The 13,139-nt window shown below is 60.1% G+C and carries 15 protein-coding genes and 1 tRNA gene; 6 read left to right on the top strand and 10 right to left on the bottom strand.

Annotation, left to right across the window (positions count from 1 at the left end; all coding sequences use genetic code 11):
- Nucleotides 1-43 precede the first annotated feature (43 nt).
- Both RlegSU303_RS11505 and RlegSU303_RS11500 read right to left on the bottom strand, forming a co-directional pair.
- On the bottom strand, nt 44-964 hold the full coding sequence (locus tag RlegSU303_RS11505) for a DMT family transporter (RefSeq protein WP_168275761.1): 921 nt from the start codon (nt 962-964) through the stop codon (nt 44-46).
- Between the two features lie 130 nt (nt 965-1,094).
- Nucleotides 1,095-1,179: transfer RNA gene (locus tag RlegSU303_RS11500), tRNA-Leu, on the bottom strand.
- Nucleotides 1,180-1,361: 182 nt separating this feature from the next.
- On the opposite strand from RlegSU303_RS11500, the gene lipB reads away from it, so the two are divergent.
- Nucleotides 1,362-2,081 (top strand): lipoyl(octanoyl) transferase LipB, encoded by a 720-nt coding sequence (lipB, locus tag RlegSU303_RS11495; protein WP_131629937.1) that lies wholly within the window; start codon nt 1,362-1,364, stop codon nt 2,079-2,081.
- A gap of 94 nt (nt 2,082-2,175) precedes the next feature.
- On the opposite strand, the gene RlegSU303_RS11490 is transcribed toward lipB, so the two are convergent.
- The 3 genes from RlegSU303_RS11490 to RlegSU303_RS11480 all read right to left on the bottom strand — a co-directional run bounded on the left by RlegSU303_RS11490 (nt 2,176) and on the right by RlegSU303_RS11480 (nt 3,954).
- Nucleotides 2,176-2,541: a hypothetical protein gene (locus tag RlegSU303_RS11490; RefSeq protein WP_131644159.1), complete on the bottom strand. Its 366-nt coding sequence runs from the start codon at nt 2,539-2,541 to the stop codon at nt 2,176-2,178.
- Between the two features lie 316 nt (nt 2,542-2,857).
- Nucleotides 2,858-3,376 carry a BON domain-containing protein gene (locus tag RlegSU303_RS11485; protein ID WP_017960581.1) on the bottom strand — a complete coding sequence of 173 codons (519 nt, stop codon included), beginning with the start codon at nt 3,374-3,376 and terminating at the stop codon, nt 2,858-2,860.
- 83 nt (nt 3,377-3,459) lie between these two features.
- Nucleotides 3,460-3,954: a peptide deformylase gene (locus RlegSU303_RS11480; RefSeq protein ID WP_131644158.1), complete on the bottom strand. Its 495-nt coding sequence runs from the start codon at nt 3,952-3,954 to the stop codon at nt 3,460-3,462.
- Between the two features lie 242 nt (nt 3,955-4,196).
- Between RlegSU303_RS11480 and mgtE the strand changes: the two genes are divergently transcribed.
- The gene (gene mgtE / locus RlegSU303_RS11475; protein WP_017960579.1) at nt 4,197-5,612 is read left to right on the top strand and encodes a magnesium transporter; all 1,416 of its coding nucleotides are present in this window, start codon (nt 4,197-4,199) and stop codon (nt 5,610-5,612) included.
- Between the two features lie 63 nt (nt 5,613-5,675).
- On the top strand, nt 5,676-6,068 hold the full coding sequence (locus RlegSU303_RS11470; protein WP_017960578.1) for a MerR family transcriptional regulator: 393 nt from the start codon (nt 5,676-5,678) through the stop codon (nt 6,066-6,068).
- A 27-nt stretch (nt 6,069-6,095) separates the two neighbouring features.
- On the opposite strand, the gene RlegSU303_RS11465 is transcribed toward RlegSU303_RS11470, so the two are convergent.
- Together RlegSU303_RS11465 and RlegSU303_RS11460 are read right to left on the bottom strand one after the other, a co-directional pair.
- Nucleotides 6,096-7,085, bottom strand: a complete 990-nt coding sequence (locus RlegSU303_RS11465) for a heparan-alpha-glucosaminide N-acetyltransferase (protein WP_131644157.1) — start codon at nt 7,083-7,085, stop codon at nt 6,096-6,098.
- The gene (locus RlegSU303_RS11460) at nt 7,085-7,849 is read right to left on the bottom strand and encodes a DUF599 domain-containing protein (RefSeq protein ID WP_131644156.1); all 765 of its coding nucleotides are present in this window, start codon (nt 7,847-7,849) and stop codon (nt 7,085-7,087) included. The genes RlegSU303_RS11465 and RlegSU303_RS11460 overlap by 1 nt, the downstream gene beginning before the upstream one ends.
- A gap of 358 nt (nt 7,850-8,207) precedes the next feature.
- Here RlegSU303_RS11460 and RlegSU303_RS11455 point away from each other — a divergent pair, with 358 nt between their 5' ends.
- Entirely contained in the window at nt 8,208-9,407 is a 1,200-nt protein-coding gene (locus tag RlegSU303_RS11455) for an acyltransferase family protein (RefSeq protein ID WP_131644155.1), read from the top strand.
- Nucleotide 9,408: 1 nt separating this feature from the next.
- On the opposite strand, the gene RlegSU303_RS11450 is transcribed toward RlegSU303_RS11455, so the two are convergent.
- A complete protein-coding gene (locus RlegSU303_RS11450) occupies nt 9,409-9,846 on the bottom strand; it encodes a VOC family protein (RefSeq protein WP_131644154.1) in 438 nt (145 codons plus the stop codon).
- Nucleotides 9,847-10,203: 357 nt separating this feature from the next.
- On the opposite strand from RlegSU303_RS11450, the gene RlegSU303_RS11445 reads away from it, so the two are divergent.
- A complete protein-coding gene (locus RlegSU303_RS11445) occupies nt 10,204-11,607 on the top strand; it encodes an L-serine ammonia-lyase (RefSeq protein ID WP_131644153.1) in 1,404 nt (467 codons plus the stop codon).
- A gap of 61 nt (nt 11,608-11,668) precedes the next feature.
- Nucleotides 11,669-12,106, top strand: a complete 438-nt coding sequence (locus RlegSU303_RS11440) for a DUF1489 family protein (protein ID WP_003559632.1) — start codon at nt 11,669-11,671, stop codon at nt 12,104-12,106.
- Nucleotides 12,107-12,141: 35 nt separating this feature from the next.
- Here RlegSU303_RS11440 and RlegSU303_RS11435 read toward each other — a convergent pair whose 3' ends face one another.
- Both RlegSU303_RS11435 and RlegSU303_RS11430 read right to left on the bottom strand, forming a co-directional pair.
- A complete protein-coding gene (locus tag RlegSU303_RS11435; RefSeq protein WP_131718532.1) occupies nt 12,142-12,591 on the bottom strand; it encodes a GNAT family N-acetyltransferase in 450 nt (149 codons plus the stop codon).
- A gap of 200 nt (nt 12,592-12,791) precedes the next feature.
- Complete coding sequence (locus RlegSU303_RS11430) at nt 12,792-13,067, bottom strand: hypothetical protein (protein WP_131718531.1); 276 nt, start codon at nt 13,065-13,067, stop codon at nt 12,792-12,794.
- Nucleotides 13,068-13,139: the final 72 nt, after the last annotated feature.

The following is a 13,139-nucleotide window of genomic DNA, read 5'->3' as shown; positions in this document are numbered from 1 at the left end:
TGACGATCCCTCAAGAAGAGGAGTTAACCCGATATTCCCCGGGTCAGGAAGATTTTAACGATTGCGCCTGCAGCCGCTCGCGCCAGATGATGAAGAGGCCTGACGCAACGATGATGAAGATGCCGATCCATTTGGAAAAGCTCGGGAAATCGTTGAACAGCGCATAACCGAGAACGGTCGCCGAGATGATCTCGAAGTACTGGAACGGCGCAAGCAGCGACAGCGGCGCGAGGCGGAAAGCCCGGACGACGAGCATATGCGCATATCCCGAGATCGAGCCAAGGGCGAGAAGCAGAACAAGGCCGAGGCTGGAGGAGGGCAGAGAGACGGCAAAATCGGCATTGCCGGAACTGCTGCCGACGAGAAGGGCGGCCGCCATGAAGACCGTTCCGCCGATGCCGGCCATCGTCTGCATGGTCAGCGGCGAATCGGCCTCGCCGATGGCGCGGTTGAGGAACAGATAGAGCGAGAACAGAAAGGCACAGGCGACCGGCAGCAGCGCCTTCAGGCCGAAGATTTCGTAGCTCGGCTGAATGACGATCATCGCGCCGCCGAAACCGACGACGATCGCCGTCCAACGCCGCCCGCCGACCTTCTCTCCGAGAAACAGCGCCGACAGGGCAGCCAGCATGAAGGGCTCGACGAAATAGATGGCGAAGACATCGGCGAGCGGCATGTATTTGACGGCAACGAAGAACAGCAGGCTCGCACCACCATGCAGCGCACCACGCAGCAGGTTCATCCACGGCCGTTGGGCCGAAAGCGCCTTCAGCCCGAAAAGGGCGAAAAGAATCGGCAGGGTGCAGGCGATTTGGAAGAAGAATCGGTAGAAGGTCACCTGACCCGGCGACATCGCCTCGAAGGTCGCCATATATTTGGCGATGGCATCCATGATCGGCAGGATGAACATGGCGCCGGACATGATGGCCATGCCCTGCAGGGAGTTTTGATGGGGCTCTGACATGGCTGCTGATTCTTGCGAGGATCACGCCATCAACCATGAGAAGGCCGGGCATTCAAGCCGAGCAATCGCAAATGGCTTCGAGGTGAAAACGAAATCGTCGCTTAGAGAAGAGCGTTTCCCTGAAGGGAAATGGTGCGGTCGAGAAGACTCGAACTTCCACGGGTTGCCCCACAGCGACCTCAACGCTGCGCGTCTACCAATTCCGCCACGACCGCATCGTGGTAGGTGCCGATTTGCGTCGGCGGGGCAGCATGTAGCAAAAGCATCTGGGGTGCACAAGGGCGGATATGACAGTTTTTTTGAAATCCGCTCACAGCATTTGAATTGGCCCCGAAACGGGTCCATATAGCTGTGCTGCCGCCCCTTTTTTCAGGCATTTCGGGGAGAGCGGCAAGGAATGGCCATGCTTCGCACCGATCTCGAATTTTCCATGCTTCCCCAACTCGGAACCCGGCCGGTACGCTGGCGCATCACCGATGGCCTCGTCCCCTATGAGGAGGCGGTGGAGACGATGGAGCGCGAGGTGGCGGCAATCGCCGATGGCGGTGATGAGCTCGTCTGGCTCGTCGAACATCCGCCGCTCTATACTGCCGGCACCAGCGCCAATGCGAGGGACCTCGTCCAGCCGAACCGGTTTCCGGTCTTTGCGACAGGGCGTGGCGGTGAATACACCTATCATGGACCCGGCCAGCGCGTCGCCTATGTCATGCTCGATTTGAAGAGGCGGCGCCAGGACGTGCGCGCCTTCGTCGCTGCCCTCGAAGATGTCGTCATCCGCACGCTGGACATGATGAATGTGCGCGGCGAGCGACGTGAAGATCGCGTCGGCGTCTGGGTGCGCCGGCCGGAAAAGCCATTGCTGGCCGATGGGACGATGGCCGAGGACAAGATCGCCGCCCTCGGTATAAGGCTGCGGAAATGGGTGACCTTTCACGGACTGTCGCTCAACGTCGACCCCGATCTCGATCATTTCGGCGGCATCGTGCCCTGCGGGATTTCGGCCTACGGCGTGACCAGCCTCGTCGATCTTGGCTTGCCCGTGATGATGGCTGATGTCGATATGCGGCTGCGCACCGCCTTCGAAGCGGTTTTCGGCGAAACGACGGGCGAAATCTGACGCTTTAGGGAACAATCGCCGGCGTAGAGATGGATTGAAAAAGAGAGGGCCGATTTCCGGCCCTTTCTTTTATCGGATCCCAGCCTTTATTGGATCAATGCGTCGCGCGGCATGCTTCGGTGCGGGAGGCGCCGCTGTCTGCACCCTTGGTGTGGGAGCCCTTCGGGCCAATCATGCTGTGGCATGGGGGCAGGGGGTTGATACCGGCCGTTGCGGTCTTGTCGACGACAGGAGTCGCCATGGCGCTTGGGGCGAAGCCGTCGCTGTCATTGGTGTAGTCGCTGGAATAGGCCGGGGCCTTGTGGCTGCTATAGTGGACCGGAGCCGGCTTCGACATCGGGCTCGGGGCGAAGCCGTCGCTGTCATTGGTGTAATCGCTGGAATAGGTCGGCTGGGCGAAGGCAGCGCCTGCGAGGCTGACGGCGAAAATGGACGCGGCAAGGGCAAATTTGATGCGCATGATCTATCTCCTCAATCTACTGTTGAATTCCACAGCATAAAGTAACCCTCGGCACACACGAGTTCGCGCTCCAATTCAGGCAATTTTGTGATAATATGGCGGAGCAGCCGCGACCATTTGTCCGAATGAAATCACAGTGTTGTCAACGGAATTGACGTTCTCGTGACAGAAGCCGCCTAACAGAAACCGGCGATTAGACTCGTGAAAAGACAGTCGTTGCTACAATCTTAAATTGTTAACTTTTGGTAATGTTGAGAACGATCATCAACGGAAGGCGGCAGCCCTCCCGTTGATGATCTGCGCTGTGCGTAATGCGTTAGTCCTCGTTCGGGATATGCGCGTCGACACCGGTCAGCTGCAACTTATTGCGGACATGATGGACGCCATCGACCGAAAGCGCGCCGAGTTCGACCTTGCGGGCAATGCCGATCGTCTCCACCGATCCTTCCAGGGTAACGACGTGACCGTCTGCATGAACCTCGACGCTGTCGATATCGACCTCGGGAATGTTTTCGAGATTGTCGTTCACCCGCGCTTCGAGATCGTCGCTTTCATCGCGGTCGATCGTATCGGCGCGCAGCGAATCTTTCAGGCGGTTCTCGTTGCCGTCTTCATCCGTGCCATCGATCCGAAAGCCCTTGTTGGGATCGCTGTCGAAATTGGCCGCGGTCTCGCCGTAAGGACGATTATCCGGGCCGCCGGTGCCGGCGCCGCTGCCATCGGCATAGGGCCAGCCTTCGTCGAGATTGCGCTCTTCGAGGTCGCGATAATCTTCCTCCCGGGAAAGCTCAGGCTTCTCCCGGGAAAACTGGGTCTTGTCACCGATCCTTGCCATTGCACTCGCTCCTTGTTTCTTTGCTGGAAACGCCGGCGACGGCGAATGGTTCGGCGTGGACGGCGATTTGGCAGCCGTGATTGTCAGCCCTGGGCCTTCCCCCATTTCTTCACGAGACGGTCGCGCTTCAGCCGTGAGAGGCGCTGCAGCCAGAAAATGCCGTCGAGCTGGTCGACTTCGTGCTGGATGCAGATAGCGAGGAAATCTTCGGCACCGTCCTCGTGCACGGCGCCCTCGGCGTCCTGATAGCGGAAGCGGATCGCCCGCGGGCGCGTGACCTCGTCTGTCGCGCCGGGCATCGAGACGCTGCCTTCGGTATGGTTCATCGTCTCCTTCGAAAACCAGGTGATATGAGGATTGACGTAAAGGCGCACGCCGTCGGCCTTGTCGAGCTCCAGCACCGTGACACGGCTGAAGACGCCGATATGGGCGGCGGTGATGCCGACGCCGGGGGCTGCGCGCATCGTCGCCAGCAGGTCCTCGGCAAGCGCTGTGAGCGAGGAATCGAAGACCGTCACCGGCGCGCAGACAGTCTTGAGGCCCGGATGCGGATAACGCAGAATCGGACGGATGGGCATGGGGCAGGCTTCCTCTGCTTGGACGGGTGAGGAAACTATCGCCGGCCGCATGCATTGTCATCACGAAGCACGGTTTAGCGCTTTACGGCACGGATGCTTTGGGCTAGCAGGGGCCAAGAATTCCGGCTGCGGGAGCCTCGCGCGGGATTCGCTTATCCGCTTGTTGACAATGTGTTTTCGGCCGACATTTGCGAATGCGGCGCGGCAGTCGTTGAAATTCGAACCAGATGCGAGGGCGGCATATGACGACGACCGACACAGAAGATCGCATTCGCCGGCGTCCCGATGATGAGGATGCCGATATTTACGACGAGGACGGCAATGTCCGCGGCGACTTCCTGGCGCTTGTCGGCGCTGCGATCGCCGACCGCGACACGCTGTTCCTGCGCCAGAACGTTGCCCGCCTGCATGAATCCGAAATAGGCGACCTGCTGGAATCGATCCAGCCGGATCAGCGCCTGGCGCTGGTGCGCCTGCTCGGCGACGATTTCGACATGACGGCGCTGACCGAGGTCGACGAGGCGATCCGCCGCGAAATCGTCGACCAGATGCCGAACGCGCAGATCGCCGCCGCGATTGGCGAGCTCGATTCGGACGATGCCGTCTACATTCTCGAAGACCTCGACAAGGAGGACCGCGAAGAAATCCTCGCGCAGCTGCCGTTTACCGAGCGGGTGCGGCTGCGCCGGGCGCTCGACTATCCGGAAAGCTCGGCCGGGCGCCGCATGCAGACGGAATTCGTCGCCGTGCCGCCATTCTGGACGGTCGGCCAGACGATCGACTACATGCGCGATGAAGAGGATCTGCCCTATTCCTTCTCGCAGATCTTCGTCATCGATCCGACCTTCAAGCTGCTCGGCGCCGTCGATCTGGACCAGATCCTGCGCACCAAGCGGCAGACGAAGATCGAGCAGATCATGCGCGAGACCAACCATCCGGTTCCGGCCGAGATGGACCAGGAGGAGGCGGCCCAGCTCTTCGAGCAGTACGACCTTCTCTCGGCCGCCGTCGTCGACGAAAACGGCCGGCTGGTCGGCGTGCTGACCATCGACGACGTCGTCGACGTCATCCACGAGGAGGCGGACGAGGACATTAAGCGCCTTGGCGGCGTCGGCGACGAAGAGCTGTCGGACAATGTGCTCTCGACGGTGCGTTCGCGCTTCCTGTGGCTTTTGATCAATCTCGGCACGGCGATGCTGTCGGCAAGCGTCATCGGCCTGTTCGACGCCTCGATCGAGAAGATGATCGCGCTTGCAGTGCTGATGCCGATCGTCGCTTCGATGGGCGGCAATGCCGGCACGCAGACGATGACGGTGACGGTGCGCGCGCTCGCCACCCGCGATCTCGACATCTACAATGCCGGCCGCATCATCCGCAGGGAGGCGGGCGTCGGCATCCTCAACGGCATCGTCTTCGCGACGATCATGGGCGCGATCGCCGGCACTTGGTTCCACGACTACCAGCTCGGCGGGGTGATTGCGGCGGCGATGATCATTAATCTGATAGCGGCGGCCCTTGCCGGCATCCTGCTGCCGCTGTTGCTCGACAAGATGGGAGCCGACCCGGCGATCGCCTCTTCGGTCTTCGTGACGACGGTGACGGACTGTACCGGCTTCTTCGCCTTTCTCGGCATCGCCACATGGTGGTTCGGCATCTGAACCGCCAAAAATTGACTATTACGTAAAAGTCAATATTATCGTCTGTCCGACGACGGGGAACACATGCCGGTGAACAAATTTTATAGCATAACGGAACTGACGCGCGAATTCGGGGTCTCGACGCGCACGCTCCGCTTCTACGAGGACGAGGGACTGATCCATCCGGAGCGGCGTGGACGCACCCGTCTGTTCCGGCAAGCCGACAGGCGGCTCATCGCAGAAATTCTCCGCGGCCGGCGCATCGGTTTCACCATCGCCGAGATCCGTGAGATCATCCAGGTCTACAAGGAGCCGCCGGGCGAACTCGGCCAGCTGAAGCTCCTGATGAAGCGCGTCGATGAGAAGCGCGACGACCTGCGCCAGAAGCGCAAGGATATCGACGACACGCTGGCGGAACTCGACGCGATCGAAGAGACCTGCCTCGGCCGCCTCGCCGAAATCGGCGTCAACACCTGAAAAGCGCCGCAGAGCGATTACCGGCCTTTATTGCGCCTCGGCGCTGCATTCGGCAGCAATCGTCTGAACCCGCTCGTCGTTCTGTATATCGATCGCGCCCTCCTGCAGCGGCATGAACAGGGCTTGCGCCTGCAATTTCCCCAGCGTGCACTGGCAGAAGCTGTGGCAGAGCGCTTCGCCTTGCTGCATGACGCAAGAGGCGTTGCATTGCCTTAGGTAAGTTGCGACCGGATCCGGGGCTTGCGGCGGGAGGACGAGGGAAATCCCATAGGCGACGCCAATCAATACGGGCTGGTGGATGAGATAGAAGGCAAGGCTGTGGCGGCCGAGCCTTGCCGGCCACCAGGAGCCGGTGCCGACGGCGGCAAGCCGGTGCGGCAGCTTGGTTCTGATGGCGATCGAGGCGATACTCAATCCAGCGAAGAAGGGCGTTGCCCAGGGAAACAGCGGCACGTAGTCGTTGGACCGTTCCGGCGTCACCGCAAGGCCGATCCAGGCGAGATATCTGGGATCGAAGAAGGATGAGCGAAGCAGGCCGGGTGGCCCGAAATTATCGGTGATCCAGGCGGCAAAGAGCACGAGCGTAGCGATGAGCGTGACGGCGAGCGGCAGTCTCAAAAAAACGACGCCGACGAGCGTGAGCACCGCGATGCAGTGCAGGATGCCGAAATAGATCCACTCGTTCGGCATCGCGATGCGTGTGGCAATCGAGATCACCGCGGCTGCCGCGGCGATCATGCCGAAACGCTTCCAGAAGGACGGCCAGCGAATCTCAGGCGTGCTTGAGAGCACCAGGCTGATGCCGACGATGAAGAGAAAGGTCGTGGCGATCGCCCGGGCATAGATCTTCAGCCAGCCGGTTTCGGCCGTGCCCGGCGCGAGATAGCCCATGAACTCCATGTCCCAGCTGAAATGGTAGCTCGCCATGGCGATCAGCGCGATGCCGCGCGCCGTATCCAATAGACCGATGCGCGGCGGTTTTGCCGTTGCATCGGCTTCGCTTGCCGGCATTGTCATCAAAGTTCCTCGGACAAATCATTTCCGTCGCTCGACGGCCTATCGCGGCGAATAGAAGAAAGGTGGAGATTTGATGGCGGTCCGCTATCCATGATCGCCAGCCGCGCTTGCGAAAAAAATTGCCGTCGTGTCAGCACGACGATGACGATCGCCGTCGTCAGCATGAAGACATAGGGGTTGATGAACCAGCCGAGATAGCCGATCGACAGGAAGATTGCCCTGAGGCCCTCGTTGAAATTGCTGCCGGCAATGACGTTCATGCGGATGACGCGTTCGGCCGCCCGCTCAGCGGCGATGACGTCGCGCTCGGTGTCGCGCATCATCGGGATCGAGCCGAAGAGGATGGTGCAATAGTTGAACAACCGGTAGGACCAGCCGAATTTGAAGAAGGCGTAACCGAAAAGTGCTGCCAGTCCGCCGACCTTCATCTCGAAAACGGCATGGCCGCCATGGAAGACGAAGGGCAGGTCGGCGAAGACTGCGTCGACCTTCTCCGTCGCGCCGAGCAAAGCAAAGCAACTGCCGATCGCGAAGATCGAAGTCGAAGCGAAGAAGGCGGTGCCGTTCTGAAGGCCGGCCATGATCTGCGTGTCGATCATCTTCAGGTCGCGGCGCAGCGAATTGTAAATCCACTCCCGGCGCCGTTCGGTCATCGCATGGGTCAGGCTGGTGCGCCCGAAGAAGGTACGGCCATGCAGCAGCCAGGAATAGCCCATCCACACAAAGGCAAAGAAAGCCAGAGCGATATAATCCGCCGTCGTCATCAGTGATTCGGTCTCCGCATGAACGCGGCCACTATGCCGCAAGTCGGATTATGCCGCATGGCCGAGTTCGGCGGCTTTACGCGGGCTTTCGGCCATGCGGCAGTTCGGCATAATCGAGCCGTCGGGAAACGACAAGGTTTGGTGGATCGTCGACCGGCACTTCTGGACTAAAAATGGCAATGCGGCGTCCGTCAGCTCGCAGATTGAGGGCGGGGACCTAGCGCTCTCACGCTGGAGCGAAGTCAGTGCCATCGATCGCGCCTGCAACCGCCAGATGAGTGCGCCGCGTTAACCGCTTGTAAAGTCGTGATGGCCAATTGTCAGGACTGAACCTGAACTCCGAAATCAAAAGTGACCCATGAGTCGGCCGGATTACATCCCGAGTCTTGATGGCCTGCGCGGTGTCGCTGCGCTTCTGGTCGTTGGAGCCCATATTGGCCTTATCTTTCCGATCACAGCTCCGCATCTCGTGACGATGGGCGACGAAGCTGTCGGTTTGTTTTTTGCTCTCAGCGGCTTCCTGATGGCTCATCTTTACGGCTCACGGCCGGTCACGAAAGAAAATGTGCTGGATTTTCTTGTGAGCCGCTTTGCCCGCATCTATCCGGTTTACCTGGTGGCCGTCGTTCTCGTAGCGATGCTGTCGAGCATGCCAAATCTGGATTTTGTTCAGCCGATCGCTGGCGTCACGGATTTTCTGCGCCATGTCTTTCTTCTCGGCTCGAGTGGTGTTTTCTGGTCGATACCACCCGAGATCCAATTCTACCTGCTCTTTCCTGTCCTGTGGCTCTGCCTGGCTCAGCCGCAGCGCTATAGCGGCATGATTGTGGGCCTCACCGTGGTCGTCGTGGTGGATGGCCTGGTTGAATTGCCAGGCCCGGGAATAGTGCTCGTCTCCAAGCTTCCTTACTTTCTTTTCGGCGCACTTGCCGGGATCATGCATTCCCACTGGAACAGATGGATTCCATCCGCCCTCACAGGAATTCTGACGCTTTTCCTTGTTGCGGTGTTTTTCACTTACCGGCATATCTTGCCCGGCTTTTCCCCGGAATTTTGGAGCCTGCAAAGTGCGGTGGCCGCTGCCGTCATTGTCGGGCTCGTCGCTCGACAACCTCCGATCGCAGCAGATGTCCTGGCAGCGGCACCGGTGCGGTTTCTAGGGAAGATCAGCTTTTCGCTTTACCTTTTCCATGTCCCCATCATGTTCCTGGCGCGTCTGACCTTTGATGCCTTGATGCCCGAACCGGCGCTCATCGTGGTGACGCTTTGCATTGCGGTCGTCGGGGCATGGTTCATCCACGAGACGATAGAGGTTCCAGGCCGGCGGCTGCTGGTCCTGATATGGCAGGACAATCGCTGGCGTCCGGTTTCGCGCGAAACTCCGGCCGACCAAATGGACCGCGCAATTCTCGACCTGCAGGAGATCGAAAAGCGCCTGGGGAACGGCGCAACGTCAGCCATGGCCGATCAACGACAAATCTCGACGACGGCCGAGCCCTGGGATGGAGGCGACGGCACGGTCATTCAAGATGATCGCAACGGGAAGCTTCGCGCATAGGTCAGCTAAGTTCTTGGGCGAGTCCGATGAGAAGCCCTCCAGGCCCGCGGATGTAGCAGAGCCGATAGGTGTCTTGATAATCCACGACTTCGCCGACGAGCTGCGCGCCGCGCTTGCGGAGCCTCTCAAGCGTCTCGTCGATGTCATCAAGGGCGAACATGACGCGGAGGTAGCCTAGAGCGTTCACCGGGGCATTGCGGTGATCCGCAACGGCAGGCGGCCTGATGAAGCGGGAGAGCTCGAGCCGGCTGTGGCCATCAGGCGTGCGCATCATGGCAATCTCGACGTGCTGATCGCCCAGTCCAGTCACCCGTCCAGCCCATTCTCCTTCGATCATGGCCCGCCCTTCGAGCTCGAGGCCGAGCTCGCGAAAGAAATCAATCGTCTCTTCGAGGTCATCGACGACGATTCCCACGTTGTCCATCCGTTTGAGCGCCATGTGTCCAATCTCCCAATCTGCAAGGTGTCGTCTAGCATCGACGTCAGCAGGACATTGGGAGTCGGGGCAGACTGTCAAGATAAGGCTACCGGTTCTTCCGCCGCATAGGCTTCATTGAATGCAGCAATGAGTGGCAAGGTGGACCACTCGGTTTAGCGCATAATCCTTCCCGAAAATCGGATTCGATTTTCGGGAAGGATTATGCGCACACTCAAAGTGCCTGCGCGTCCTATTGGACACGCGGCGCTCCAGTGTGCAGCCGGAATGTCGCACCGGCTCCATGCGATGTCGGTGTGCTGCACGGATTCGAAACCGACCTCGCTTAAACTTGCATCCTCGTATTCAGAAGGCGCACCCATGTTTCTCTCGGTATTCGATGTCTTCAAGATCGGTGTCGGGCCGTCGAGCTCGCACACGATGGGTCCGATGTCGGCGGCCAACCGGTTTCTTGAGCTGATCCTCTCGAACGAATGGCCGCGCCCGTCGTCGGGCGCGCAGGTCACAGCCATCAAGGTCAGCCTGCACGGCTCGCTCGCCCATACCGGTATCGGCCACGGCACGGGCAGGGCTGTTATTCTCGGGCTGATGGGCGAGGCGCCCGACAGCGTCGATCCCGACCGGATGGACGGCATCGTCGATGCGGTGGAGCGCACCGGCCGCATCACGCCGGAGGGCCATCCCGCCTATCAGTTCCAGCCGAAGACCGACCTGATCTTCGACAAGAAGCAGCCGCTGCCCGGCCATGCCAACGGCATGGTGTTCTCCGCCTATGACAGGGACGGCCGGCTTCTCGTCAAGCGCATCTATTATTCGGTCGGCGGCGGCTTCGTCGTCACCGACACCGAGCTCGAGCAGATGCGGGCGAAGAAGAACGCGCCCGGCGGCACGCGTGTGCCCTATCCCTTCTCCACCGCCAAGCAGATGCTCGAGATGGCGGAACGCTCGGGGCTGTCGATCGCCCAGATGAAGCGGGCGAACGAGGAGAGCCAGCGCAGCCAAGAGGAACTCGACCAGGGGCTTGACCGTATCTGGGAGGCAATGCGCTCCTGCATCGAGCGCGGCCTCAAGGTCGACGGCATCATGCCGGGCGGCCTCAACGTCAAGCGTCGCGCCCGCAGGATTCACGACAAGCTGGAGGAGGAGTGGCGCAGCAACCGCGTCAATCCGCTGCTCGCCAATGACTGGCTGAGCGTCTATGCGATGGCCGTCAACGAGGAGAATGCAGCGGGCGGGCGCGTCGTCACAGCGCCGACCAATGGTGCCGCCGGCGTCATTCCGGCGACGATCCGCTATTATGAGCATTTCCACGAGGACTGGGACCAGAACGGTATCCGCGACTACCTGCTGACGGCCGCTGCCATCGGCGGCATCATCAAGCACAATGCCTCGATCTCGGGCGCCGAGGTCGGCTGTCAGGGCGAAGTGGGATCGGCGGCGGCGATGGCGGCCGCGGGCCTTGCCGCCGTCATGGGCGGCACGCCGGAGCAGATCGAAAACGCCGCCGAGATCGCGCTCGAACATCATCTCGGCATGACCTGCGATCCGATCGCCGGCCTCGTGCAGGTTCCCTGCATCGAGCGCAACGCGCTCGGCGCCGTCAAGGCCGTCACGGCTGCCTCGCTCGCCATCAAGGGCGACGGCCAGCATTTCGTGCCGCTGGATGCCTGTATCGAGACGATGCGCCAGACCGGCCATGACATGAGCGAGAAATACAAGGAAACCTCTACGGGAGGTCTTGCCGTCAACGTCGTCGAATGCTGAGTTTGTGGACGCTGCATGCTTGGCGCTTGACGCTCGCTGCCAAAAGGATTTCAACGGCAGCATGGCATTGCATCTCATCAAACTCTGTGTCGGCGCCGACTCGATAGACGATCTGCGCGAATGGGTGGCGGAACGCTCGCTGCGCGCCATCGCCGCCGGGCTCGAGCCGCATTCGGTGCATACGACGCGCATGGCGCCGAAGCGTATGGAGGAGCTGCTTGACGGCGGCTCGCTCTACTGGGTGATCAAGGGGCAGGTGCAAGCGAGGCAGAAGCTGCTCGACATCGAGACCTTCACCGACGGCGAGGGGATTTCGCGCTGCCGCCTGATGCTCGGTCCTGAGGTCATCGAGACGGCCGTGCAGCCGAAGCGTCCCTTCCAGGGCTGGCGTTATTACACTGAGGACGACGTGCCGCGCGACCTGACAAGCCTCGGCGCCGGCATTGCCGAAATGCCCGCGGATCTTCGCCGCGAGCTTACGGACCTTGGTCTGCTCTAATCCCTGAAAATCGTAAACGTCCGGTGACATGTTGATCAGCGTTTCAGGGATTGATCCATCTGAACGGATCGGGCGGCCAAGCCCATTCTTCGATAAAATGCTTGAGCCGCTTCGTTTGAAGCCGACACGTTGAGGCTGATTAGATCGACCTCTTCTTCAGATAACCATTTCCGCATGTGATCGAAGAGCGCCGTCCCATAGCCACAACGACGTTCGATTTCATCAACGCCGAACGCCATGATGAAGGCCATCTTTCGGTAGCGGGATCGAGAATGTTCGGACAAGTCCACTATTCGGACGGCATTGATGCCGATTAACCGATCATTCCTTCCGAGCACAAACGTCTTGCAGTTTTCAATGACGCCAAGCAGTTGTTGATCACTGCTGCCAGGCCCATACTCAGCATCACTGGAGCAAACGGCTATTTGACGAAGCAGCCGCAACATTGCAGCAGTATCATCGGCGTTGGCGTCGCGGATGAACATTTATTGACCAACCCTCCACCAGCAAAAGGGGTTGATGATCCTTCCACATTCCAAGGCAATAATTCGTCTATCCTTTTGATGGAGCAATCTCAAAAGCTGCTCTACCGGACGTTACCGAAAGTCGGAGCTGATTTCCGGAAAGGTTATGCATGAATTGAACGTTTTTCGCGCGTCCTTTCGGACGCGCGGCGCTTTGCGATTCAGCGCAGGCGCAGTTGCACCGGCGCACTGCCGTCCGGCGAGGTCACATGCAGATGGATGCGGGCTTCAGGTTGGGAATAGCGCCAGGCGCGTGCACCATGGCACAGCAGCAGATTGATGAGATCCCGGGTCTTCGGAGACTTCGCCTTCGGCCGCTGCAGGCCGATCTCGGCGAGGCGCAAAGCCGCCTCGTGCAGCGGATGCAGAGATGAGCGCCCCTTGGCCGCCGTGCGGCGGTCTGAAGGCATTCCCGGAACATTCTCATTGATCGCCATGGTTTTCCCCGTACGCAATACTGATCGAGTTCAAGAACGGTGGCCGGAAACGCAAACACCGATTCCGGCCGT

Source organism: Rhizobium sp. SU303 (assembly GCF_021052345.1).
GTDB lineage: Bacteria > Pseudomonadota > Alphaproteobacteria > Rhizobiales > Rhizobiaceae > Rhizobium > Rhizobium laguerreae.
Note: the sequence above shows the minus strand (reverse complement) of the source record. Positions and strands in the feature narration are given on the sequence as shown.